Annotated in this window: 24 protein-coding genes; 20 read left to right on the top strand and 4 right to left on the bottom strand. The window is 61.8% G+C overall.

Features of this window, described 5'->3' with window-relative positions; genetic code table 11:
• Positions 1 to 72: 72 nt before the first annotated feature.
• On the bottom strand, positions 73 to 999 hold the full coding sequence (locus ACJ8IJ_RS05405; RefSeq protein ID WP_442518336.1) for a formate/nitrite transporter family protein: 927 nt from the start codon (positions 997 to 999) through the stop codon (positions 73 to 75).
• Between the two features lie 229 nt (positions 1,000 to 1,228).
• Between ACJ8IJ_RS05405 and ccmA the strand changes: the two genes are divergently transcribed.
• From ccmA to mlaA, 10 genes are all read left to right on the top strand, one after another.
• Complete coding sequence (gene ccmA, locus ACJ8IJ_RS05400) at positions 1,229 to 1,861, top strand: cytochrome c biogenesis heme-transporting ATPase CcmA (RefSeq protein WP_442518397.1); 633 nt, start codon at positions 1,229 to 1,231, stop codon at positions 1,859 to 1,861.
• Positions 1,861 to 2,520, top strand: a complete 660-nt coding sequence (gene ccmB / locus ACJ8IJ_RS05395; protein WP_442518335.1) for a heme exporter protein CcmB — start codon at positions 1,861 to 1,863, stop codon at positions 2,518 to 2,520. Before ccmA ends, ccmB begins: the two co-directional genes overlap by 1 nt.
• A gap of 120 nt (positions 2,521 to 2,640) precedes the next feature.
• Entirely contained in the window at positions 2,641 to 3,378 is a 738-nt protein-coding gene (locus tag ACJ8IJ_RS05390; RefSeq protein WP_004936270.1) for a heme ABC transporter permease, read from the top strand.
• Positions 3,375 to 3,611 carry a heme exporter protein CcmD gene (ccmD, locus tag ACJ8IJ_RS05385; protein ID WP_004936267.1) on the top strand — a complete coding sequence of 79 codons (237 nt, stop codon included), beginning with the start codon at positions 3,375 to 3,377 and terminating at the stop codon, positions 3,609 to 3,611. The genes ACJ8IJ_RS05390 and ccmD overlap by 4 nt, the downstream gene beginning before the upstream one ends.
• A complete protein-coding gene (ccmE, locus tag ACJ8IJ_RS05380; protein WP_004936264.1) occupies positions 3,608 to 4,102 on the top strand; it encodes a cytochrome c maturation protein CcmE in 495 nt (164 codons plus the stop codon). Before ccmD ends, ccmE begins: the two co-directional genes overlap by 4 nt.
• Positions 4,099 to 6,069 carry a heme lyase CcmF/NrfE family subunit gene (locus ACJ8IJ_RS05375; protein WP_164040020.1) on the top strand — a complete coding sequence of 657 codons (1,971 nt, stop codon included), beginning with the start codon at positions 4,099 to 4,101 and terminating at the stop codon, positions 6,067 to 6,069. Before ccmE ends, ACJ8IJ_RS05375 begins: the two co-directional genes overlap by 4 nt.
• Positions 6,066 to 6,617: a DsbE family thiol:disulfide interchange protein gene (locus tag ACJ8IJ_RS05370; RefSeq protein ID WP_015378623.1), complete on the top strand. Its 552-nt coding sequence runs from the start codon at positions 6,066 to 6,068 to the stop codon at positions 6,615 to 6,617. Before ACJ8IJ_RS05375 ends, ACJ8IJ_RS05370 begins: the two co-directional genes overlap by 4 nt.
• Positions 6,614 to 7,081 carry a cytochrome c-type biogenesis protein gene (locus tag ACJ8IJ_RS05365; protein WP_015378622.1) on the top strand — a complete coding sequence of 156 codons (468 nt, stop codon included), beginning with the start codon at positions 6,614 to 6,616 and terminating at the stop codon, positions 7,079 to 7,081. The genes ACJ8IJ_RS05370 and ACJ8IJ_RS05365 overlap by 4 nt, the downstream gene beginning before the upstream one ends.
• Complete coding sequence (gene ccmI, locus ACJ8IJ_RS05360) at positions 7,081 to 8,295, top strand: c-type cytochrome biogenesis protein CcmI (RefSeq protein ID WP_442518334.1); 1,215 nt, start codon at positions 7,081 to 7,083, stop codon at positions 8,293 to 8,295. Before ACJ8IJ_RS05365 ends, ccmI begins: the two co-directional genes overlap by 1 nt.
• 28 nt (positions 8,296 to 8,323) lie before the next feature.
• On the top strand, positions 8,324 to 9,082 hold the full coding sequence (mlaA, locus tag ACJ8IJ_RS05355) for a phospholipid-binding lipoprotein MlaA (RefSeq protein WP_033632472.1): 759 nt from the start codon (positions 8,324 to 8,326) through the stop codon (positions 9,080 to 9,082).
• Positions 9,083 to 9,197: 115 nt separating this feature from the next.
• On the opposite strand, the gene fadL is transcribed toward mlaA, so the two are convergent.
• A complete protein-coding gene (fadL, locus tag ACJ8IJ_RS05350; RefSeq protein WP_004936243.1) occupies positions 9,198 to 10,520 on the bottom strand; it encodes a long-chain fatty acid transporter FadL in 1,323 nt (440 codons plus the stop codon).
• A 405-nt stretch (positions 10,521 to 10,925) separates the two neighbouring features.
• On the opposite strand from fadL, the gene ACJ8IJ_RS05345 reads away from it, so the two are divergent.
• From ACJ8IJ_RS05345 to sixA, 4 genes are all read left to right on the top strand, one after another.
• Complete coding sequence (locus ACJ8IJ_RS05345) at positions 10,926 to 11,222, top strand: YfcZ/YiiS family protein (RefSeq protein WP_004936240.1); 297 nt, start codon at positions 10,926 to 10,928, stop codon at positions 11,220 to 11,222.
• Between the two features lie 197 nt (positions 11,223 to 11,419).
• Positions 11,420 to 12,730 carry an acetyl-CoA C-acyltransferase FadI gene (fadI, locus tag ACJ8IJ_RS05340; RefSeq protein WP_442518333.1) on the top strand — a complete coding sequence of 437 codons (1,311 nt, stop codon included), beginning with the start codon at positions 11,420 to 11,422 and terminating at the stop codon, positions 12,728 to 12,730.
• Complete coding sequence (fadJ, locus tag ACJ8IJ_RS05335) at positions 12,730 to 14,895, top strand: fatty acid oxidation complex subunit alpha FadJ (protein ID WP_442518332.1); 2,166 nt, start codon at positions 12,730 to 12,732, stop codon at positions 14,893 to 14,895. The genes fadI and fadJ overlap by 1 nt, the downstream gene beginning before the upstream one ends.
• 388 nt (positions 14,896 to 15,283) lie before the next feature.
• On the top strand, positions 15,284 to 15,766 hold the full coding sequence (gene sixA, locus ACJ8IJ_RS05330; protein WP_004936230.1) for a phosphohistidine phosphatase SixA: 483 nt from the start codon (positions 15,284 to 15,286) through the stop codon (positions 15,764 to 15,766).
• A 69-nt stretch (positions 15,767 to 15,835) separates the two neighbouring features.
• Here the strand turns inward: sixA and smrB are convergent, their stop codons facing one another.
• Entirely contained in the window at positions 15,836 to 16,366 is a 531-nt protein-coding gene (smrB, locus tag ACJ8IJ_RS05325) for an endonuclease SmrB (RefSeq protein ID WP_004936226.1), read from the bottom strand.
• Between the two features lie 170 nt (positions 16,367 to 16,536).
• Here smrB and prmB point away from each other — a divergent pair, with 170 nt between their 5' ends.
• The 6 genes from prmB (at position 16,537) to ACJ8IJ_RS05295 (ending at position 21,215) form a co-directional block, all read left to right on the top strand.
• Positions 16,537 to 17,469: a 50S ribosomal protein L3 N(5)-glutamine methyltransferase gene (prmB, locus tag ACJ8IJ_RS05320; protein ID WP_004936224.1), complete on the top strand. Its 933-nt coding sequence runs from the start codon at positions 16,537 to 16,539 to the stop codon at positions 17,467 to 17,469.
• A 65-nt stretch (positions 17,470 to 17,534) separates the two neighbouring features.
• Positions 17,535 to 18,620: a chorismate synthase gene (gene aroC, locus ACJ8IJ_RS05315; RefSeq protein WP_004936219.1), complete on the top strand. Its 1,086-nt coding sequence runs from the start codon at positions 17,535 to 17,537 to the stop codon at positions 18,618 to 18,620.
• 5 nt (positions 18,621 to 18,625) lie between these two features.
• On the top strand, positions 18,626 to 19,453 hold the full coding sequence (gene mepA / locus ACJ8IJ_RS05310; RefSeq protein WP_004936216.1) for a penicillin-insensitive murein endopeptidase: 828 nt from the start codon (positions 18,626 to 18,628) through the stop codon (positions 19,451 to 19,453).
• 3 nt (positions 19,454 to 19,456) lie between these two features.
• Complete coding sequence (locus ACJ8IJ_RS05305; RefSeq protein WP_004936214.1) at positions 19,457 to 20,263, top strand: sulfite exporter TauE/SafE family protein; 807 nt, start codon at positions 19,457 to 19,459, stop codon at positions 20,261 to 20,263.
• Positions 20,264 to 20,343: 80 nt separating this feature from the next.
• Entirely contained in the window at positions 20,344 to 20,901 is a 558-nt protein-coding gene (locus ACJ8IJ_RS05300; protein ID WP_004936211.1) for an elongation factor P hydroxylase, read from the top strand.
• 32 nt (positions 20,902 to 20,933) lie between these two features.
• The gene (locus tag ACJ8IJ_RS05295) at positions 20,934 to 21,215 is read left to right on the top strand and encodes a YfcL family protein (protein ID WP_004936209.1); all 282 of its coding nucleotides are present in this window, start codon (positions 20,934 to 20,936) and stop codon (positions 21,213 to 21,215) included.
• A gap of 40 nt (positions 21,216 to 21,255) precedes the next feature.
• On the opposite strand, the gene mnmC is transcribed toward ACJ8IJ_RS05295, so the two are convergent.
• Positions 21,256 to 23,277: a bifunctional tRNA (5-methylaminomethyl-2-thiouridine)(34)-methyltransferase MnmD/FAD-dependent 5-carboxymethylaminomethyl-2-thiouridine(34) oxidoreductase MnmC gene (mnmC, locus tag ACJ8IJ_RS05290; protein ID WP_033645762.1), complete on the bottom strand. Its 2,022-nt coding sequence runs from the start codon at positions 23,275 to 23,277 to the stop codon at positions 21,256 to 21,258.
• Positions 23,278 to 23,301: the final 24 nt, after the last annotated feature.

Raw genomic sequence — 23,301 nt, 5'->3', positions numbered from 1 at the left:
AAGCGCTTAGCGGTGCGTTTGCTCAATACCTCGCCAGTTAGCGCCGAAATTTCCTCGCCTGACCGACGGCGATCACGGTTTTTCCCCGCTGTGGCGCCGTTTTTCCTCTTGCTGCCGCTCCGCCCGTTTTTGGGCGCTCAAATCGTTGCGGATCTGCGCATGGCTTATCAACGCAAAGATAAAGGTGCCGCCGATGATGTTGCCCGCCAGCGTTGGCAGGGCGAACGGATAGACGAATTCCTGCCACCCAATCGCGCCGTTGAACACCAGATAGAGGATCTCTACCGAACCGACCACGATATGGGTCAAATCGCAAATCGCTACCAGGTAGGTCATCAGCACGATCACCCAGATTTTCGCCGCGCCGGCGGCCGGGATCATCCACACCATGGTGGCGATGATCCAGCCGGCCAGGATGCCGTTGGCGAACATTTCTCCCGGCGTATGGCGCATCACCTCTTCGCCCAGGCTGATGAAGGCGCCGCGCGTCCCGGCGTCGAACAGCGGCATATGGGTAAACGCCAGCGCCGCCAGCCCGGTGCCGATCAGGTTGCCGAGCAGCACCACGCCCCACAGACGCAGCAGGATCAGCAGGTTGCGCGGCGTGGGTTTATGCATGATTGGCAATACCGCCGTGACGGTATTTTCGGTAAACAGCTGTTGGCGCGCCATGATGACAATGATAAAACCGAAGGTGTAGCCGAGGTTCTCGAGGAAGAAACGGCTGGGATCGTCCGGCAGGCGGGCGTGGAAAATGCCCTTCGCCGCCAGCGAGGCGCCCATCGACAGCCCGGCGGCGATCGCCGACCACAGCAATGCCAGCCCGTCGCGCTCCAGCTCTTTTTCGCCTTCCATCCGGATCTGTTCATGCACCGCCGCCGCGCGCGACGGCAGATTCTCTTCCCTGACTTCGATTTCGCGCTTGCCCTGTTCCTGCTCTTCGCTCTCTACCCGCATCGTCTCATCCTGCTCGTGCTCCTGGTGTTGCTGTTCGTTCATGCTGTCGCTCCTGCTCAATAAGGGTGAGGTCACGTCATTAAGCGTAGTTGCCCAGCCTAAATGCGGCGAAATACAGAAAAAGGTAACAAGAGTTAAAATCCGCCGCTTTTTTCCGCGCATTCTTGATCCTGCTCGCCATATTGGCCCCCCGGCGCGCCCGCCGCAGGCTGCGTGTGGGGAAAGGCTTATGCTATGATTCGCTATCCCAAAGAAAAATATGAGTTCCCTGATGCTGGAAGCCAAAAGTCTGAGTTGCGTGCGCGATGAACGCATCCTGTTTAGCGAGCTAAGCTTTTCAGTTCAGCCGGGCGATATCATTCAGGTAGAAGGGCCGAACGGCGCGGGCAAGACCAGTTTGCTGCGCATCCTCGCCGGTCTGGCGCGGCCGGACGGCGGTGAGGTGTGCTGGCGCGGGCGTAACACGCTGCGCGATCGCGCGGCGTATCAGCAAGATTTGCTGTTTATCGGCCATCAACCGGGCATCAAAGCCGTATTGACACCCTTCGAAAATCTGCAGTTTTATCAGGCGTTGCGCGGCGCGGCCGAGCAGCAGGCCATCTGGCGCGCGCTGGAGCAGGTGGGATTGGTGGGCTACGAAGATCTGCCGGTGGCGCAGCTTTCCGCCGGGCAGCAGCGGCGCGTGGCGTTGGCGCGCCTGTGGCTCAGCGCGGCGCCGCTGTGGATCCTCGATGAACCGTTAACGGCGATCGATAAACAGGGCGTGGCCGAGTTGATTAGCCTTTTTGAGCAACATGCACAGCGGGGCGGCATGGTATTGTTGACCACCCATCAGGATTTGGCCGGCGTCAGCCAAACGGTGGGCAAAATTCGTTTGGCGGAACACGACGCGGGGAGTTTGTGATGTTTTTGACCCTGGTGCGTCGCGAACTGAAGATCGCCTGCCGTAAAGGTTCGGAGATCGTCAACCCGCTGTGGTTTTTCCTGATTGTGATCACGCTGTTCCCGTTGGGGATTGGCCCGGAGCCGCAGTTGCTGGCGCGCATTGCGCCGGGCATCGTATGGGTGGCGGCGCTGTTGGCCTCGCTGCTGTCGCTGGAGCGGCTGTTTCGCGACGATTTCCTCGATGGCTCGCTGGAGCAGCTGTTGCTGCTGCCGACGCCGCTGCCGATGACGGTGCTGGGCAAAGTGTGTGCTCACTGGGTCGTGACGGGATTGCCGCTGCTGATCCTGTCGCCGCTGGCGGCGCTGCTGTTGTCGCTTGATATGCAAACCTGGTTGGCGGTGGCGGGGACGCTGCTGCTCGGCACGCCGACGCTGAGCCTGATCGGCGCTATCGGCGTGGGGCTGACCGTCGGCCTGCGCAAAGGGGGCGTGCTGCTCAGCCTGCTGGTGCTGCCGCTGTATATCCCGGTGCTGATCTTCGCCACCGGCGCGATCGACGCCGCCGCGATGGGCATGCCGATTGATGGTTACCTGGCGATACTCGGCGCGATGCTGGCGGGCAGCGTGACATTGGCGCCGTTTGCCGCCGCAGCGGCGCTGCGAGTGAGCGTGCACTAGCTAACAAATTGAATGAACAGACGGGGCAAGGCCGGCAAGAGCGTACCCCGCAGAAGATTTTCGCCGTTTCGAACGCTCGAGGCGGCCGACGCATAAAAATTACCGTGAGCACTGACGACAATGTGGAAATGGTTACATCAACTGGCGCGGCCTGAACGGCTGTATCACGTCTGCGGCCGCTTTATCCCCTGGCTGGGGCTGGCGGCGGCGGCCTGCCTGCTGCTTGGCTGGGCATGGGGCTTTGGCTTCGCGCCGAAGGATTATCAGCAGGGCGACAGCTTCCGCATCATTTATATTCACGTGCCGGCGGCCATGTGGTCGATGGGCATCTACGCCTCGATGGCGGTGGCGGCGTTTATCGGCCTGGTGTGGCAGATGAAAATGTCCGATACCGTGGTGGCGGCGATGGCGCCGATCGGCGCGGTCTTCACCTTTATCGCGCTGGTGACCGGCTCCGCCTGGGGCAAGCCGATGTGGGGCACCTGGTGGGTGTGGGACGCGCGGCTGACTTCCGAGCTGGTGCTGCTGTTCCTCTATATGGGCGTCATCGCGCTGTATAACGCCTTCGAAGACCGCCGCCTGGCGGGCCGCGCCGCCGGCATTCTGGTGCTGGTGGGCGTGGTGAATATCCCGATCATCCATTTCTCCGTCGAATGGTGGAATACGTTGCATCAGGGTTCGACCAATATGCAGCAATCCATCGCGCCAAGCATGCGCACCCCGCTGCGCTGGGCGATCCTCGGCTATCTGCTGTTGTTCGTCACGCTGACGCTGATGCGCCTGCGCAATCTGATCCTGTTCCAGGAGCGCCAGCGCCCGTGGGTCGCCGGGCTGGTGAATAAGGAGCGTCAGTCATGAATGCCGCATTCGATTCCTGGTCGGCGTTTTTCGCCATGGGCGGTTATGCCTTTTATGTCTGGCTGGCGGTCGCCGCCACGCTGATTTCGCTGTTGGGGCTGGTGGCGCACACCGTCTGGCAGCGGCGGCAGTTGCTCGCCGAGATCGGCCGCCGTCAGGCGCGCGAACGGCGCATTCGCCATGCGCAACAGTCAAAACAAAAATCCGCCGCACCGCGGGAGAAATCATTGTGAATCCACGTCGTAAAAGCCGCCTTTATCTGGCGATCGTTGTGCTGATCGGCATCGCGCTGACCGCAACCCTGATGCTGTACGCGCTGCGCTCCAACATCGATCTGTTCTATACCCCGGGGGAAATCCTGCAGGGCAAGGGCGAAAACCACGAGAAGCCCGAGGTCGGCCAACGGCTGCGCATCGGCGGCATGGTGATGCCCGGCTCGGTGAAACGCGATCCCAATACGCTGCAGGTCAGCTTCAAGATTTACGACGCGCGTGGCGCGATCGGCGTAACCTACACCGGCATTCTGCCGGATCTGTTCCGTGAAGGGCAGGGCGTGGTGGCGCAAGGGGTGCTGGGCGAGGGCAACGTGGTCAATGCGCGCGAAGTGCTGGCCAAACACGACGAGAAATACACGCCGCCGGAAGTGGCCGACGCGATGAAGGAGAATCACAAAGGGCCGGCGGAAGCGTATAACGCGCCGCAGGCGGAGGGCGCCAAGTCATGATGCCGGAACTGGGCAGTTTTCTGCTGTGCCTGGCGCTGGCGATCGCGCTGCTGCTGAGTATTTACCCGCAGTGGGGCGCGGCGCGGCAGGACAGCCGCATGATGGCGGTGGCCCGGCCGCTGACCTATGGCATGTTCGCGGCGATCGCGCTGGCGTTCCTGTGCCTGGTGCATGCCTTCGTGGTCAATGACTTTACCGTCGCCTACGTGGCCACCAACTCCAATACCCGACTGCCGGTGTATTACCGCATCGCCGCCACCTGGGGGGCGCATGAAGGTTCGCTGCTGCTGTGGGTGCTGCTGCTGAGCTGCTGGTCGCTGGCGGTGGCGCTGTGCAGCCGGGCGATGCCGCAGGATGCGGTGGCGCGGGTGCTGTCGGTGATGGGGATGATCACCGCCGGTTTCCTGCTGTTCATCATCATGACCTCCAACCCATTCACCCGTACGCTGCCGAACTTCCCGATCGACGGCAGCGATCTCAACCCGCTGCTGCAGGATATCGGCCTTATTTTCCACCCGCCGCTGCTGTACATGGGCTATGTCGGCTTCTCGGTCGCCTTCGCGTTCGCCATCGCCTCGCTGATGGCCGGCCGGCTCGACACCGCCTGGGCGCGCTGGTCGCGCCCGTGGACCACCGCCGCCTGGGTGTTCCTCACGCTGGGCATCGTGCTCGGATCGGCCTGGGCCTACTATGAGCTGGGCTGGGGCGGCTGGTGGTTCTGGGATCCGGTGGAGAACGCTTCCTTTATGCCGTGGCTGGCCGGCACCGCGCTGATGCATTCGCTGGCGGTGACCGAGAAACGCGGCACGTTCAAAGCCTGGACGGTGTTGCTGGCGATCACCGCTTTCTCGCTGTGCCTGCTGGGCACCTTCCTGGTGCGCTCCGGCGTGCTGGTCTCGGTGCACTCCTTCGCCTCCGACCCGGCGCGCGGCATGTTTATTCTCGCCTATCTGGTGATCGTGATCGGCGGCTCGCTGCTGCTGTACGCGGTCAAGGGCGGCCAGGTGCGCAGCCGGGTGCAGCACGAGACTTTCTCGCGCGAGACCTTCCTGCTGGGCAACAACGTGCTGCTGATCGCCGCCATGCTGGTGGTGCTGTTGGGCACGCTGCTGCCGCTGGTGCACAAACAGCTGGGGCTGGGCAGCATCTCGATCGGCGAGCCGTTCTTTAACACCATGTTCACCTGGCTGATGGCGCCGCTGGCGCTGCTGTTGGGCATCGGGCCGCTGGTGCGCTGGCGCCGCGATGAGCCGGGCAAGCTGTGGCGCCGCCTCGGCGTGGCGCTGCTGGTGACGCTGGTGCTGTCGATTCTGCTGCCGTGGCTGCTGCAGGACAGCATCGCCGGCATGACGGTGGTGGGCCTGATCATGGCGCTGTGGGTGATCATCCTGACGCTGATGGAGCTGCATGAGCGCGCCACCCACCGCCACGGTTTCTGGCGCGGTCTGCGGCAGCTGTCTCGCAGCCACTGGGGCATGGTGCTCGGCCACCTCGGCGTGGCGGTGACGGTAATCGGCATCGCCTTCAGCCAGAATTACAGCGTGGAGCGCGACGTGCGGATGAAGGCCGGCGACAGCGTGGATATCCACAACTATCACTTCGTGTTCCGCGACGTGCACGACATTCGCGGCCCGAACTACAGCGGCGGCGTCGGCATCATCGACGTCACGCGCAACGGCAAGCCGGAGGCGACGCTGCACGCGGAGAAACGCTACTACAGCGTGGCGCGCAGCATGATGACCGAGGCGGCGATCGACGGCGGGTTCAGCCGCGATCTGTACGCGGCGCTGGGCGAGGAGCTGGAAGACGGTTCCTGGGCGGTGCGCCTGTATTACAAACCCTTCGTGCGCTGGATCTGGTTCGGCGGTGTCTTTATGGCGATCGGCGGCCTGCTGTGCATTCTCGACCCGCGTTATCGCATGAGCAAGAAGCTCAAGCGTGAAGGCAAACTGGAGGCGCAATCATGAAGCGTAAGCTGCTGTTTATCCCGTTGGTGCTCTTCCTGCTGCTGGTGGCGGCTCTGATGGTGCAGCTCACGCGCAACGCGGGCGGCGAAGATCCGACCATGCTGGAGTCGGCGCTGATCGGTAAGCCGGTGCCGACCTTCAGGCTGGAATCACTGGATCAGCCGGGCAAAACCTACGATCAGGCGGTGCTGCGCGACGGCAAGCCGATCTTGCTCAACGTCTGGGCCACCTGGTGCCCAACCTGCCGCGCGGAACACCAGTATCTCAATACGCTGGCGGCGCGCGGCGTACGGGTGGTCGGCCTGAACTACAAAGACGATCGCGCCAAGGCGGTGACCTGGCTCAACTCTCTCGGCAATCCCTACGCCCTCAGTCTGTACGACGGCGACGGCATGCTGGGGTTGGATCTCGGGGTGTACGGCGCGCCTGAGACCTTCCTTATCGACGGGCAGGGGATTATTCGCTATCGCCACGCCGGCGACATGAATGAGCGCGTCTGGCAGCAGGAAGTGCTGCCGCTGTATAAAAAGTACGGGGGTGAGGCATGAGGCTGATTGTTCTGCTGTGCGCCGCGCTGCTGAGCTGGAGCGCCGCCGCGGCGATCGATACCTATCGCTTCAACTCCGTCGAGCAGGAGCAGCAGTATCGCGAGTTGACCGAACAGCTGCGCTGCCCGAAATGCCAAAACAACAGCATTGCCGATTCCAACGCCATTATCGCCGCCGACATGCGCACCAAGGTGTACGAGCTGATGATGCAAGGGCAAAGCAAGCAGCAGATCATCGATTACATGGTGGCGCGTTATGGCAACTTCGTCACCTACGAGCCGCCGGTAACGCCGGCGACGCTGATCTTGTGGATCGGCCCGCTGCTGTTCGTATTGATCGGCGGGGCAGTGGTGATCCTGCGCACCCGTCGCAAGCCCGACGCGGCGGTGGACGATGCATTCTCCGAACGGGAACGGCAGCGCCTGGCGGCGCTGTTGCAAGAGACTGACAGGAAGAAACCCTAATGGCTTTTTGGCTGATTATTTGCGTGTTGCTGGCCGGCGCTGCCGCGTTGCTGGTGGTGCCGGCGATGCGCCGCGGCAAACAGAGCACCGCCACGCGCGATGCGCTGAACAAGGCGTTTTATCAGGATCGCCTCAGCGAGTTGGAGCAGGATGAGCAGCAGGGCGTGGTAGCCGAGCGCCCGGAGCTGGTCAAAGAGCTGCAACAGAACCTGTTGAACGACATCCCGGCCGAGCAGATGGCGCAGGCGAAGCCGATCAACCGCTGGGCGCTGGTGCCGGGCGTGCTGTTACTGCTGGCGGTGACCGTTGGCTTTTATCTGAAAACCGGCGGGCTGGCGCAGGTGCTGGACTGGCGTCTGGTGCAGGCGCAAATGCCGGAATTGCGCGAGCGCGTTGCCAATGAGCGCGCCAAACCGCTGAGCATGGAAGAGATTGCTCGCCTCGGGCTGGGGCTGCGCACCGCGCTGCAACAGGACGATCGCAACATCAATGACTGGATGATGCTGGGGCGCGTAGGCATGGCGCTGAATAATGCCACCACCGCTACGCAGGCGTTTGCTCATGCTTATCAATTGGATCCGAATAGTCTGGAAGTGCGGCTCGGCTATGCCGAGGTCTTGACGCGCTCCAACGATCCGGAGGATAACAAGCAGGCGGCGCAGCTGTTGCGGCGCATGATCGCGGAAAACCACGGCGATCCGCGGGTGCTGAGCCTGCTGGCGTTCAATGCCTTCGAACAGGGCGATTTCAAGCAGGCGATCGGCGCCTGGCAGGTGATGCTGCAGCTGCTGCCGGCCAACGATCCGCGCGCGGAAGTGATAAAGCGCAGTATTGCACAAGCAAAAGCCCAGGCAGGCGGAGAAAATGTTAAACTGAATGTGACCGTTGCGCTGTCACCGCAGGCGGCGAAAGCCATGCCGCCGCAGGGGACGCTGGTCATTTCGGTCACCGACGGCGTCAGCCCGGTGCCGGTCGCGGTAAAACAATTGCCGCTGAGCCGTTTTCCGCTGTCTTTCTCACTGGATGACAGCAACGCCATGATGCCCGAGCGTCTGCTCTCGGCGCAGCATCAGGTGCAGGTGCGTGTGCGCCTCTCACAGGACGGATTGGCCACGCCGCAGCCGGGGGACTGGTTCGGCGAAAGCTCGCTGCAGACATTCAGCGGTAAAGAGCAGGTTAGCGTTCAGATAAACAAGCAGGTCCCTGAAAAATAAGACCGAACGTGTTTTTATGGAGAAAAATATGAACTTTCGCCTGACTGGGGTGGCATTCGCAACGGTATTACTGGTGGGCTGTGCCAGCGCGCCAGACAACGATCCGCAAGGGCGTTCCGATCCGCTGGAAGGATTTAACCGGACGATGTTCGACTTCAACTACAACGTCCTGGATCCTTATATCCTGCGTCCGGTCGCGGTGGCCTGGCGTGACTACGTGCCGATGCCGGCGCGTAACGGCATCAGCAACTTCACCTCCAACCTGGAAGAGCCGGCCAGCATGGTCAACGCCTTCCTCAAGGGCGATCCCTACCGCGGGATGATCCACTTCAACCGTTTCTTCCTGAACACCCTGCTCGGGATGGGCGGCCTGATCGACGTGGCCGGCATGGCCAACCCGAAACTGGCGCGCGAAGAACCGAACCGCTTCGGCAGCACGCTGGGCCATTACGATGTGGGTTACGGCCCGTACGTGATGTTGCCGGGCTACGGCAGCTTCACGCTGCGTGACGAAGGTGGCGACTTTGCGGATACGCTGTATCCGATGCTGAGTTACCTGACCTTCTGGATGTCGGCGGGCAAATGGGTGGTCGAGGGTATCGAAACCCGCGCTCAACTGCTGGATTCCGACGGCCTGCTGCGCAACTCCTCCGATCCTTATGTCATGGTGCGCGAAGCTTACTTCCAGCGCCACGATTTCATCGCCAACGGCGGCTCGCTCAAGCCGGAAGAGAACCCGAACGCCAAGGCGATTCAGGGCGAACTGGACGAGATCGACTCGCAGTAATCACGGGCGTTATGCCAATGAAAACCCGCCGCCAGGCGGGTTTTTTATGCCCGCGCGAGCGCCAGGCAAAGAAAAAGCGCCCCGCGGGGCGCTTTGGCATCCATCTCAGGCGAGATTAGAAGCGATAGTTGAAGTTGGCGCCGTACAGCCAGGCCTTGCCTTCGGAGGTGAAGGTGTAAGGACCTTCGTTGATGGTGACTTTCTGGCCGTGCATGTAGGACACGCCGACGTCGACCGAGGCGTCTTTGTTGAACGCATAGGTGGTACCGGCACTCAGCCAGAAACGGTCCTGATCCGGAATGGAGATCGAACGGTTTTGGGCGGGCACTGGGCTGTCATCGAAGGCGATACCGGTACGGAAGGTCCAGTTGTCGTCGTAGAAGTAGGTGGTGCCCAGCGCGATACGGTAAGCGTCTTTGAAGCCTTCATGCTTCTGGAACAGGGTCTGGCCGTTGTTGCCGGTGGCTTTCAGCTCCTGGAACTGGCTCCAGCTGGTGTAGGCCAGGCTGTAGTGGATAGCCCACTGCGGCGCCACTTTGTTGTAGCCGGACAGTTCCCACATTTCCGGCAGGTGCAGGCTCAGAGAACCCGGAATGGTGGTGCCGTTGGTGCCCCACGGCAGACCTTGAGAGGCCAGCAACGGGTTGAAGGCTGAAGGCAGGCTGCTTTTGTAATCGCCGTCAAAGTCGATTTTCACTTCTGAGCGATAGGTGAAGCCGTAACGGTTGTTTTCATCCACTTCGTACAGAATACCGGCGTTCCAGCCGAAGCCCCATTCGTCGCCTTTCAGGTGCGAAATCTGGGTATCTGCCGGGATCTGCGAAACAGGGCCGGCCAACTGTGGCGGTAACTTGCCCGATCCGGCGATCAGTTTTGGCAGATCGCCGGCATAGCGCTCGAGTTTGGCCTTGGCATAAACGGCGTCAAAGCCCAGACCGAAGCTGAAGTTCTTGTTCAGGCGATAAGCGCCGCTCAGGTTAAGGTTCAAGGTTTCCAGGTCGGTTTTGCCGCCCATGGAGCCCGCCGCGTAACCGTCGTTGTATTCGGTCGCCAAACCGAAGTTGCTGGTGACTGAGCCGCCTACGGCGAATTGATCGTTAATCGGGTGAACATAATGCAGGTTCGGCACCCAGGCTGTCGGCGCGATGTTTTTCGCATCCAGGCTGGCGCCGGAAGGGGACCGGCCACTGATATCGACGTCCGGATCGATGAAGACTGCGCCGAAAGAAAGTTCCGGGCGGGTATACATCATCAACAACGCCGGGTTGCGGCTTGCGGAAGCCGCCGTATCCGCCATGGCGCCTTCGCCAGAATACGAACGTCCTAAACCAGCTGATGAGAACTCATTCAGCTGGAATCCTGCGGCAGACACGTTTGAAGAAATAATTGCCACTGCAGCTGCGAGAGCTGATTTAGTCAATAGGTTTTTCTGGCTCATGACCAAAACCTCATTATGTGTTTATTATTTAAACTATTGTTACACGAAGTAACAAGGAGCGCGGGATTGTAGGGTCCGTTATCGTTCAGACAAATCAGACCAGTGGCTGAAGTATAGGTCTGACCTGTGAAAATGTTGCAAGTTTGTTTTTGAAATATTTCCAACCTGATATCAAAAAAGAGATCTGCTTAACAAAAAGCCAGCGGTAAATAACAAAATTCTTACCATTCCTTAGCAGTCGCTCATTTTTATTTGTGATTTCCATCACTTAAAACACCCAGTAAAAGTAAGTGCTAGTGATTGCCGGCGCGGAAGCGTAAAATACCTGCAGAATTTTGTGGCTTTGTGCCGGTGAGTGAAACGGCAATTTGGGCTGATAACCGAGGCCCTTGAGGAGAACCAATCATGTCAGATGCAATTAATAAATGCAGCGCCCAGGAAACCGCCGCGTGTTGCTGCGTGGATGTCGGCACCGTAATGGATAACACCGATTGCACCGCATCCTACAGCCAGGTGTTCAGTAATCAACACGATGCGGAGGCGATGTTGGCGGCCCTGAGCGAAAAGGCGCGCGCGGTCGAATCCGACCCTTGTGACATCAGCAGTAGCATTAAACCGGTTGACGGCGGCGTGCAATTGGAGGCTGATTTCACCTTCGCCTGCCAGGCGGAAACTCTGATCTTCCAGCTCGGCCTGCGTTAATCCCGGCTTTACCCCCGGCGCCGCCTGTTGCGCGCCGGGGATTTCCTTTCCCGTGCCCCCTCCCGATAGAAAGTGCGCCTGCTCGCAGTTTTGATCTCTGCCGGTTTGCCAAATGTAACCGTTTGGTTAACAATGACCTCATCAGGTCAGACCTCTTTCTGCCCATTGCGCTGACGTTATTTTCTTCAGGAGCATTTATGAGTAAGGCACTGCCGTTGGTGACCCGTCATGGTGACCGCATTGCGATTGTGAATGGACTGCGTACCCCCTTTGCCAAACAGGCGACCGCCTATCACGGCATTCCGGCGGTGGATTTAGGGAAAACGGCGGTGAGCGAGCTGTTGGCGCGCAGCGGTATCGATCCGCAGCTTATCGAGCAGCTGGTGTTCGGCCAGGTGGTGCAAATGCCCGAGGCGCCGAACATCGCGCGTGAAATCGTGCTGGGCACCGGCATGAGCGTCCATACCGACGCCTACAGCGTGTCGCGCGCCTGCGCCACCAGCTTCCAGGCGATCGCCAACGTGGCGGAGAGCATCATGGCCGGCAGCATCAGCGTCGGCATCGCCGGCGGGGCGGACTCTTCTTCCGTCTTGCCGATCGGCGTCAGCAAGGCGCTGGCGCGCACGCTGGTGGACGTCAACAAGGCGCGCACGTTGTCGCAGCGCCTCAAATTGTTCAGCCGGCTGAAATTCCGCGATCTGATGCCGGTGCCGCCGGCGGTGGCGGAGTATTCCACCGGCCTGCGCATGGGCGATACCGCCGAACAGATGGCGAAAAGCCACGGCATCACCCGTGAAGCGCAAGATGCGCTGGCGCACCGTTCCCACGAGCTGGCGGCCAAGGCCTGGCGGGAGGGGTGGCTGCGCGATGAGGTGATGACCGCCTACGTGCCGCCATACCGCGCGCAGCTTTCCGAAGACAACAACATCCGTAAAGACTCCAGCCTGGCGTCCTACGCCAAGCTGAAACCGGCGTTCGATCGCAAACACGGCAGCGTTACTGCGGCCAACAGCACGCCGTTGACCGACGGCGCGGCGGCGGTACTGATGATGAGCGAATCGCGCGCCAAAGAGCTGGGCCTGCAGCCGCTCGGCTATCTGCGTAGTTTCGCTTTTGCCGCCATCGACGTGTGGGAAGACATGCTGCTGGGGCCTTCCTACGCCACGCCGCTGGCGCTGGAGCGCGCCGGCATCGGTCTGGCCGATCTGACGCTCATCGATATGCATGAAGCTTTCGCCGCGCAAACGCTGGCTAACCTGAAGATGTTCGCCAGCGAAGCGTTCGCCCGCGAGAAGCTTGGCCGCAGCCAGGCGATCGGCGAGGTGGACATGGACAAATTCAACGTCCTGGGCGGTTCCATCGCCTATGGCCACCCGTTCGCCGCCACCGGCGCGCGCATGATCACCCAGACGCTGCGTGAGCTGAAACGCCGCGGCGGCGGGCTGGGCCTGACCACCGCCTGCGCCGCCGGCGGGTTAGGGGCCGCGATGATCGTGGAGGTGGAATAATGAGTTTCGAAAACGCATTGCATGAACAGCGCGCCAAACCGTCGGCCTTTCAACTGACGATCCGCCCCGACAACATCGGGGTGATCACCATCGACGTGCCGGGTGACAAGGTCAATACGCTCAAGGCCGAGTTCGTCGAACAGGTGAACGACGTGCTGATCCGGGCGCAGCAGCACACTGCACTGGAAGGGCTGGTGATCGTTTCCGGCAAGCCGGACTCGTTTATCGCCGGTGCCGACATCACCATGATTGCCGCCTGCACCAGCGCCAAAGAGGCGGAAACGCTGGCCAAGAAAGGGCAGAGCACGCTGGCGCAGATCGCCGCTTTCCCGGTGCCGGTGGTCGCGGCCATCCACGGCGCCTGCCTGGGCGGCGGCCTGGAATTGGCGCTGGCCTGTCACGGCCGCGTCTGTTCGCTGGATGACAAAACCGCGCTCGGTCTGCCGGAAGTGCAGCTGGGCCTGCTGCCGGGCTCTGGCGGCACTCAGCGCCTGCCGCGCCTGATAGGCGCTGCCAAGGCGCTGGACATGATCCTGACCGGCAAGCACATTCGCGCCCGCCAGGCGCTGCGCATGGGGCTGGTGGACGACGCCGTGCCGCAATCGATCCTGTTGCAGACCGCCATCGAGCGGGTGAAACAGGGCTGGAAACATCAGCGCGAGCTGCCGTGGCAGGATCGCCTGCTCAATGGCCCGCTGGGTAGAAATCTGCTGTTCAGCATCGTGCGCAAGAAAACGTTGGCGAAAACCCACGGCAACTACCCGGCGGCGGAGCGCATTATTCAGGTGGTGCGAACCGGGCTGGATCACGGCAGCGCCAGCGGCTATGAGGCCGAAGCGCGCGCCTTTGGCGAGCTGGCGATGACGCCGCAGTCGGCGGCGTTGCGCAGCCTGTTCTTCGCCTCCACCGCGCTGAAAAAAGAGCGGGGCGGCAATGCTCAGCCGCATGCCCTGCATCGCGTCGGCATTCTCGGCGGCGGCCTGATGGGCGGCGGCATCGCCTGTGTCACCGCCACGCGCGGCGGTTTGCCGGTGCGCATCAAAGACATCAATGAAACCGGCATCAATCACGCGCTAAAATACAGCTGGGACGTGCTCGGCAAACGGGTACGCAGCAAGCGCATGCGCCCGGCGGATCGGCAAAAGCAGATGATGCTGATCTCCGGCTCCACCGATTACACCGGCTTCGAGCAGGTGGATATCGTGGTCGAGGCGGTGTTTGAGGATCTGGCGCTGAAGCAGAAAATGGTGGCCGAGGTCGAAGCGAACTGCGCGCCGCATACCGTGTTCGCTTCCAACACCTCTTCGCTGCCTATCGGCCACATCGCCGAACAGGCCCAGCGGCCGCAGCAGGTGATCGGTCTGCACTACTTCAGCCCGGTGGACAAAATGCCGCTGGTGGAAGTGATCCCGCACGCCGGCACCAGCGAAGAGACCATCGCCACCACCGTAGCGCTGGCGCACAAGCAGGGCAAGACCGCCATCGTGGTGGGCGACAGCGCCGGTTTTTATGTCAACCGCATCCTGGCGCCGTACATCAACGAAGCGGCGCGCTGCCTGCTGGAAGGCGAGCCGATTGAATCGCTGGACAAGGCGCTGGTGGACTTCGGTTTCCCGGTCGGCCCGATTACCCTGCTGGATGAAGTGGGCATCGACGTCGGCACCAAAATCATTCCCGTGCTGGTCGAGGCGCTGGGGCCGCGCTTCGCCGCGCCTGCCGCGTTCGATGCGGTGCTGAAGGACGGGCGCAAAGGGCGCAAGAACGGCCGCGGCTTCTATCTTTACCCGAGCGAGGGGCAGCAGCGTCAGCGGCGTAAGCGCGCGGATACCTCATTGTATACGCTGCTCGGCGTCACGCCGAAGGCGCACATGCTGCCGGCGACCGTCGCCCAGCGCTGCGTGATGATGATGCTGAACGAAGCGGCGCGCTGCCTGGATGAAGGCGTGATCCGCAGCGCGCGCGACGGCGATATCGGTGCGGTGTTCGGCATCGGTTTCCCGCCGTTCCTCGGCGGCCCGTTCCGCTATATGGACGAGCTCGGCGCCGAGAAAGTGGTGAAGACGCTGGACTACCTGCGCCAGCAGCACGGCGAGCACTTCGCGCCGTGCGAGCGCTTGCAGCGCATGGCGCAGCAGGGCGAGCGCTTTTACCCGTTGGGGAGCTGAACGCAGGGCGGCCCGATTTGCACTATAGTTGCAACAGGGCCGCGTTGTGATCGCCATCACTCCTTGCGACAGCGTCAGCCGGTGAGGCTGTACAGCAAGGCTGAGGCAGCGGTAAGTTAGCTTGACCGCCATCAATAAATTTCATGGCGGCAAGGTTAAAATTTAACCCGTTGAATTGATTGTTCTGTGAGCAATCGAGGTTTGCCCGGGGAGGGTTGCTGTAAAAAACAGCGTTTTCTTTAGGCAAACTTTCAGGCAAAATGCCCGGCCGCCATAAAGAGACGGCGCGTTATCGTTTTAAAGCTTTGGCTTTGGGTTGGAAAACTCGGCGGTACAGCACGCACGGCGTTTCTGTATAGCGTTACTTTGTCAACAACAGCGGTGCAATATGCAAGTTTTGATTATGCGTCACGGAGAGGCGGCGCTCGAGGCAGCCAGCGATGCGGTAAGGCCCCTTACCCTGTGCGGCCGCGACGAGTCCCGTCAGATGGCGGCCTGGTTGAACACCAAGTCTGTGGATATTGAACGCGTGCTGGTCAGCCCCTATCTGCGGGCCGAACAGACGCTGGCGACGGTGCGTGAAGCCTTGACGCTGCCGGAGGGCGAAGAAGTGCTGCCCGAGCTGACGCCGGGCGGCAACGCCGAACAGGTCGGCAGCTATCTGCAGGCGCTGGCGATGCAAGGGGTGAGCTCGGTGCTGATCGTGTCGCACCTGCCGCTGGTGGGGTATCTGGTGGCGGAACTGTGTCCGGGCGAGTGCCCGCCGATGTTCGCGACCTCGGCGATCGCCAACGTCGATCTGCCGGCGGACGGCAGCTACGGCAAGTTTGAATGGCAGGTCAGCCCATCGCAGGTGATGGCCAAAGTGTGAACCGCGGATGCGGTGCGGAATAAACTCAGGGCGATGTCTGACATCGCCCTGAGTCGTTTCTGAGGGGGGCTACTCGGCCAGCTCCACCAACAGCAGGATGGCGGCGTTGCCACCCCATTCCTTCGGCGCCTGGTGGAACGCCAGCACATCGGGGTGCTGCGCCAGCCACAGCGGCGTTTGCTGCTTGAGGATATGCTTGCCGTGCCCGTGCATCACACAGGCGCAGTGCACGTGCTCGCGTTTGCAGGCGGCGATCAGCGCCCCCAGCTCCTGCTTGGCCTGCAGTTGGGTCAGGCCGTGCAAATCGAGAAACAGCTCCGGCGAGTAATCGCCGCGCCGCAGCTTCTTCAGCTCATACGGGCTGCTGCCGGGGCGCACGTAGCGCGTCGGGCCTTCCTCTTCCAGCTGCGGCTGGTATTCATCTGAAAAATAATAGCTGGCATCGACCTGCTCCTGCAGCAATCGCTGCGGCGCAATCTGTTTGACCTTGGGCTTCGGCGGGCGGTGGACGATGGTGTCCTGGCGCAGCTTTTTCGCGCCCGCCACCGACTCTCTGAAGAGCTGTTGTTCGTCTTTGCTCAGAGGGGGCTTGTTCTTCATGCTTCATTCACCGGAAATCGTTTATTTCGCTAGTTTACCTTGTGAATGAGCGCTGTCGACGCAAAACTCGGGCCAGAGTGAAAAGCGCGAGGGGCAAGCGTGATTTGTCGCGGGCTTCATGGCAAACTATGCGGCTAAATCATGAAACACAGCGCCTGCCGGAGGGCAAATTGGACAAAATTTTCGTCGACGAAGCAGTGAACGAACTGCACACCATTCAAGATATGCTGCGCTGGACGGTAAGCCGCTTCAACGCCGCCAATATCTATTATGGTCACGGAACCGATAATCCGTGGGACGAAGCGGTGCAATTGGTGCTGCCAAGCCTGTTCCTGCCGTTGGACATTCCGGAGGACATGCACACCGCCCGTCTGACTTCCAGTGAGCGCCATCGCATCGTTGAGCGCGTGATCCGCCGCGTCAACGAACGCATCCCGGTCGCCTATCTGACCAACAAGGCCTGGTTCTGCGGCATGGAATTTTACGTCGACGAGCGCGTGCTGGTGCCGCGTTCACCGATCGGCGAGCTGATCAACGATCGTTTCAGCGCGCTGATCCCGCACCCGCCGCGCCATATCCTCGACATGTGCACCGGCAGCGGCTGCATCGCCATCGCCTGCGGCTACGCTTTCCCGGAAGCGGAAGTGGACGCGGTGGACATCTCCAGCGACGTGCTGGCGGTAACCGAGCGCAATATTCAGGCGCACGGCGTCGAACATCAGGTGATCCCGATCCGTTCCGATCTGTTCCGCGACGTTCCCGCGATCCAGTACGATCTGATCGTCACCAACCCGCCGTACGTCGATGCGGAAGACATGTCGGATCTGCCGCAGGAGTTCCGCTTTGAGCCGGAACTGGGGCTGGCGGCGGGCAGCGACGGCCTGAAGCTGGTGCGCCGCATCCTGGCGTGCGCGCCGGACTACCTGACCGACGACGGCGTGCTGATTTGTGAAGTGGGCAACAGCATGGTACATCTGATGGAACAATATCCGGACATCCCGTTCACCTGGCTGGAATTCGAAAACGGCGGCGACGGCGTGTTCATGCTGACCAAGCAGCAGCTGGTGGATTGCAAGGATCACTTCAGCCTCTATCGCAGCTAAGCCGCATTTCCAAGGCCCGCATGGCGGGCCGCATAACGATAAAAGACTAACGGTAAGGAGCCGTGATGGCAGGAAACAGTATTGGGCAGATTTTCCGCGTCACCACCTTCGGTGAATCTCACGGGGTGGCGCTGGGTTGTATCGTCGACGGCGTGCCGCCCGGCATCCCGCTCACCGAAGCCGATTTGCAACACGATCTGGACCGCCGTCGTCCGGGCACCTCGCGTTACACCACCCAGCGCCGTGAACCGGATCAGGTGCGCATTCTCTCCGGCGTATTCGAAGGCGTGACCACCGGCACCAGCATCGGTCTGATCATTGAAAACACCGATCAGCGCTCGCAAGACTACAGCGCCATCAAAGACGTGTTCCGTCCAGGGCATGCCGACTACACCTACGAACAGAAATACGGTCTGCGCGACTATCGCGGCGGCGGCCGCTCTTCGGCGCGTGAAACCGCCATGCGCGTCGCGGCGGGCGCTATCGCCAAGAAATACCTGCAGCAGAAGTTCGGCGTGCAGGTGCGCGGCTATCTGGCGCAGATCGGCGACGTGACCTGTGAGCTGAAAGACTGGGATCAGGTCGAACAGAACCCGTTCTTCTGCCCGGATCCGGACAAGCTGGAAGCGCTGGACGAACTGATGCGCGCGCTGAAAAAAGAGGGTGACTCCATCGGCGCCAAGGTCAGCGTGATTGCTGAAAACGTGCCGGTTGGCCTGGGTGAGCCGGTGTTTGACCGCCTCGATGCCGATCTGGCGCACGCGCTGATGAGCATCAACGCGGTGAAAGGCGTGGAGATCGGCGACGGGTTCGCCGTGGTGACCAAACGCGGCAGCGAAAACCGCGATGAAATCACCCCGGAAGGCTTCCAAAGCAACCATGCCGGCGGCATTCTCGGCGGCATCAGCAGCGGCCAACCGGTGATTGCGCATCTGGCGCTGAAGCCGACCTCCAGCATTATGGTGCCGGGGCGCACTATCAATCGCCAGGGCGAAGCGGTGGAAATGGTCACCCGCGGTCGCCACGATCCGTGCGTGGGCATCCGCGCCGTGCCGATCGCCGAAGCGATGATGGCGATCGTGTTGATGGATCACCTGCTGCGCCAGCGCGCGCAAAACGGTGATGTGGTTTCCGACGTACCGCGCTGGTAATCGCCATGAAAAACTGGATGTTGGGCCTGGTGGCCCTGACGGCCTCCGCCTCCGCCATGGCACTGACGCCGTGGCAGAAAATCGATCATCCGGTGGCCGGCGCGCCGCAGGCGGTGGGTGGTTTCGCCAACGGCTGCGTCATCGGCGCGCAGCCGTTGCCGCTGAATTCACCGGATTATCAGGTGATGCGTACCGACCAGCGCCGCTATTTTGGCCATCCGGATCTGCTGGCGTTCATACAGCGCCTCAGCAGCAAAGCGAACCAGAAAGCGCTGGGCACGGTGCTGATCGGCGACATGGCGATGCCGGCCGGCGGGCGCTTCAGCAGCGGCCACGCCAGCCACCAGTCTGGGCTCGACGTCGACATCTGGCTGCAGCTGCCGCGCCAGCGCTGGAGCGCGCAGCAATTGCTCAAGCCGCAGCCGATCGACCTGGTGTCGGGCGACGGCAAGCAGGTGGTGGCGAGCCAATGGCAGCCGCAGATTGAGTCGTTGATCAAGCTGGCGGCGCAGGATGCGGAGGTGACGCGTATCTTCGTCAACCCGGCGATCAAGCAGCGTCTGTGTCTGGACGCCGGCGCCGATCGCGCCTGGTTGCACAAGGTGCGGCCGTGGTTCGGCCACCGTGCGCACATGCACGTGCGCCTGCGTTGCCCGGCCGGCAGCCTGGAGTGCCAGGAGCAGGATACGCCGCCGCCGGGCGACGGCTGCGGCGCCGAACTGGCGAGCTGGTTCGTGCCGCATCAGCCTAACGCGAAGCCGGGCAAATCCGTGCCGCCGCCGTTACCGCCGACCTGTCAGGCATTGCTGGATCACCATTTCTCAGCGGAATAACTCATGGACTGGTTCGTCATTGGCCCCGAGATGCTCGGGGTGTTGTTTGCGGTAGCGCTGCTGGCGGGGTTTATCGACTCCATCGCCGGCGGCGGCGGATTACTGACGGTGCCGGCCTTGCTGGCAGTGGGGGTTCCTCCGGCGCAGGCGCTGGCGACCAATAAGCTGCAGTCGGTCGGCGGCTCCTTCTCCGCCAGTCTGTACTTCATTCGTCGGCGCGCGGTGAACCTCAACGACCAGAAGCTGACGATTTTTCTGACGCTGATCGGCTCGATCGCCGGCGCCATTCTGGTGCAGCATATGCGCGCCGATGTGCTGCGGCAGATGTTGCCGCTGCTGGTGATCGGCATCGGTCTCTACTTCCTGCTGATGCCGCGCCTGGGTGAGGAAGATCGTCAACGCCGCCTCGGCGCCTTGCCGTTCGGGCTGGTGGCCGGCGGCTGCGTCGGGTTTTACGACGGTTTCTTCGGCCCCGGCGCCGGCTCATTCTACGCGCTGGCCTACGTGACGCTGTGCGGTTTCAACCTCGCCAAGTCTACGGCGCACGCCAAAGTGCTGAACTTTACCTCCAACGTCGGCGGGTTGGCGCTGTTCATCATCGGCGGCAAGGTGGTGTGGAGCATCGGTCTGGTGATGCTGGTGGGGCAGGTGCTGGGGGCGCGTTTGGGCGCGCACATGGTGCTGACCCGCGGGCAGAAACTGATTCGGCCGATGATCGTGATCGTCTCACTGGTGATGAGCCTCAAGCTGCTGTACGACAATCACGGCGCAGAGATTCAGCAGTGGCTGTCCGCCTTCGTGCACGGTTAAAGATGAAGAGGGTGCGCTGCTTACGCGCCCTGTCTTATCGGGTATAATGGCCTCTTTATTTTTGTGGTTATAGAATTTTTATGTCAGACACGCAGACCCGTCATCACTATGAGCAGTTGATCGCGATCTTCAATCGGTGCTTCAGCGATGACTATAACACCCGCCTGGTGAAGGGCGACGACGAACCCATTTACCTGCCGGCCGATGATGAACTGCCGTATCACCGCATCGTGTTCGCCCACGGTTTCTACGCCAGCGGCCTGCACGAAATCTCGCACTGGTGCATCGCCGGTGAAGCGCGCCGTCAATTGGTGGACTTCGGTTATTGGTATTGCCCGGACGGGCGCGACGCGCAGACCCAGAGCGAATTCGAAGCCGTGGAGATCAAACCGCAGGCACTGGAATGGATGTTCTGCGTGGCGGCCGGTTTCCCGTTCAACGTCAGCTGCGACAACCTGAACGGCGACTGCGAGCCGGATCGCATCGCGTTCCAACGCAAGGTGCGCGCCCGGATATTGGCGCTGCTGGAGCAGGGAATACCCACAAGGCCTGCGCGCTTTATTCAGGCGCTGCAATCGTTCTACAATACGCCACCGTTGGCGGCCGAGCATTTTCCGTATCCGGAAGATCTCAACTGACGCCACAGCCCGTTATTTAATGAGGAAATTTGATGATCGCAGAATTTGAAGCGCGCATTTTGGCGCTGATTGATGACATGGTAGAGCACGCCAGCGATGATGAACTGTTTGCCGGTGGCTACCTGCGCGGTCATCTGACGCTGGCGGTGGCCGAAGCGGAAGAGCAGGGCGAACACACCGCCGCAGCGCTGAAAGCGCGGGTGGAGGAGAGCCTGCACAAAGCGATCGCCGCCGGGGAACTCTCGCCACCGGATCAGATCCTGGTGCGCGGCATGTGGGAAAACCTCTATCAGGCTGCAACCCCTGCCGCCTGATCGTCATGCCGGGGCGCGTCGCCGCGCCCCTCAAGGTTGATTAAACTGCACGTCCTTTCAGCAATTTCCGCACCCACATCCGATTCGGATTCAACGCCGCCAGCAGACGCGCATCGCCCGGCAACGGCTCGCCGAACAGCTGCGCCGCCAAAATTTCCGCCGCCAGGGGCGCCGAGCACAAGCCGCGCGAGCCTAACCCGCCGATAGCGAACAGACCGGGATAGACCGGCGCATCGGCGACGGTTTCGCCGCGCTGGTTCTGCCGCTGCAAATCCTGATACTGCGCCAGCGTGGCCTGATAGTCCGGCAGTGCGCCGACCATCGGCAGATGATCGCGGGTGGCGCTGCGCACGCCGCAGCGCGCCTGATGAGCGCTGACGTCCACCTGCTGCGGCCAGGCCTGCTCCGGCAGGCAGCGCAGCAGACGCTCGCGGTTATCCTGCTGTTCCTGCTCGCGGTAGTCGGTGGCGGTGTCGCCGCGCTGATAGCTGGCGCCGATGCAGTGCTGGCCGTTGTTGGCGTTGGCCGGCGTCAGGTAGCCGTCGTAGCACAAGACCTGTTTCAATTGACCGAGGGCCGGCGAGCTTGGGATATGCGATACCTGCCCGCGTACCGAATACAGCGGCAGGGCTTCCGTCGGTGCCAGCTCGGCCAACCGGTGGCCGTTGGCCAGGATCACCGTCGCATGGCGCCGGCTGTCGCCGTTGGTGAAATCGATGCGCCAGCCGTTTTCTTCCTGCGTCAGCCTCTGTGCATCGTGCCGATAGTGGCAGACCAAGCCCTGACGCTGCGCCAGCGCGATAGCGCCGCGCGTCAGCTCGGCCGGGCACAGCCAGCCGCCTAGCGGGTAGGTGATGCCGCCAAAGCCGGTATCGACGCCGCACCGATCGCTGAGCGTCTCGCGGTCGGCCGCCGTCGCCAAGGCTTGCGGCCAGTCGGTTTTCAGCATATTGGCGATCTTGGCGCCGCTCTTTTCGTCATAGGCCAACTGGCTGACGCCGCACCACTGGTGATCAAAGGCGACGCCTTGTTGCAACAGGGCGTCGTATTGTCGGCGAGCGAAGGGAAACGCGGCGCTGAAGAAACTCTCCAGCGCGTTGCCGCTGCCGTTCAGCAAAGGATAAATCGCGCCCTGGCGGTTACCGGATGCGCCTTCGGCCGCCTGCTCGTCGGCGCAGTACAGCGTGACGGTGGCGCCGCGCCGCAGCAAGGCCAGCGCAGTGAGCGCGCTGGCGACGCCGCCGCCGATCAGGGCGATGTCGGTGGTGTTGTCCGCCGCCGGGCGTCGATACCAGGGCGCTGGATGTGAGGCGGGCTGCGCATCGGCCGGGAGCTCACCGGCGAGCATTTCACGCTTTTGGCCGAAGCCTTTGCAGCGCTTGACCTGAAAACCGGCCTGTTGCAAACCGCGGCGCACGAAGCCGGCGGCGGTAAAGGTGGCGAAGCTGCCTTCCGGCCGGGCGAAACGCGCCATGGCGGCGAACAGTTGATCGGTCCACATGTCGGGATTTTTTGCCGGCGCGAAGCCGTCAAGGAACCAGGCGTCCACCTGGTTATTCATGCTGGCGTCAAACTGCGGCAGCAGATCGTTGACGTCGCCGAACCACAGATCGAGCGTAATGCGGCCTTCGGCCAACAGCAGGCGATGGCACCCCGGCAGCGGCAGCGGCCATTGGGCGCGCAGTTCGTCGGCGTAAGGCGCCAGCTCCGGCCAGCGCGCATGCGCCGCCGCCAGGTCAGCCTGCTGCAGGGGAAATTTTTCGAAGCTGATAAAGTGCAGGCGCTGCAGCGTCGCGTCCGGCTCGGCCTGGCGGAAGCCGGCGAAGGCCTGCCACAGCGTGAGGAAATTGAGCCCGGTGCCGAACCCGGTTTCCGCCACGACAAACAGCGAGCGCGGGTGGGCGGCGAAACGCTGCGGCAGCCGATTGCCGTGCAGGAAGACGTAGCGGGTTTCTTCCAGCCCATCCTGATTGGAAAAATAGACGTCATCAAACTGTTTCGAAACAGGTGTACCCTGTTCGTTCCAGGTTAGCGTTGCGGTTTGGATGGGGGCGTGGTTCACGGTCAATGGCTCGAAATTCAAGGG

It is taken from the genome of Serratia sp. CY40230, from assembly GCF_052168835.1.
In the GTDB taxonomy this organism is placed as follows: Bacteria; Pseudomonadota; Gammaproteobacteria; order Enterobacterales; family Enterobacteriaceae; genus Serratia; species Serratia nematodiphila.
Note: the sequence above shows the minus strand (reverse complement) of the source record. Positions and strands in the feature narration are given on the sequence as shown.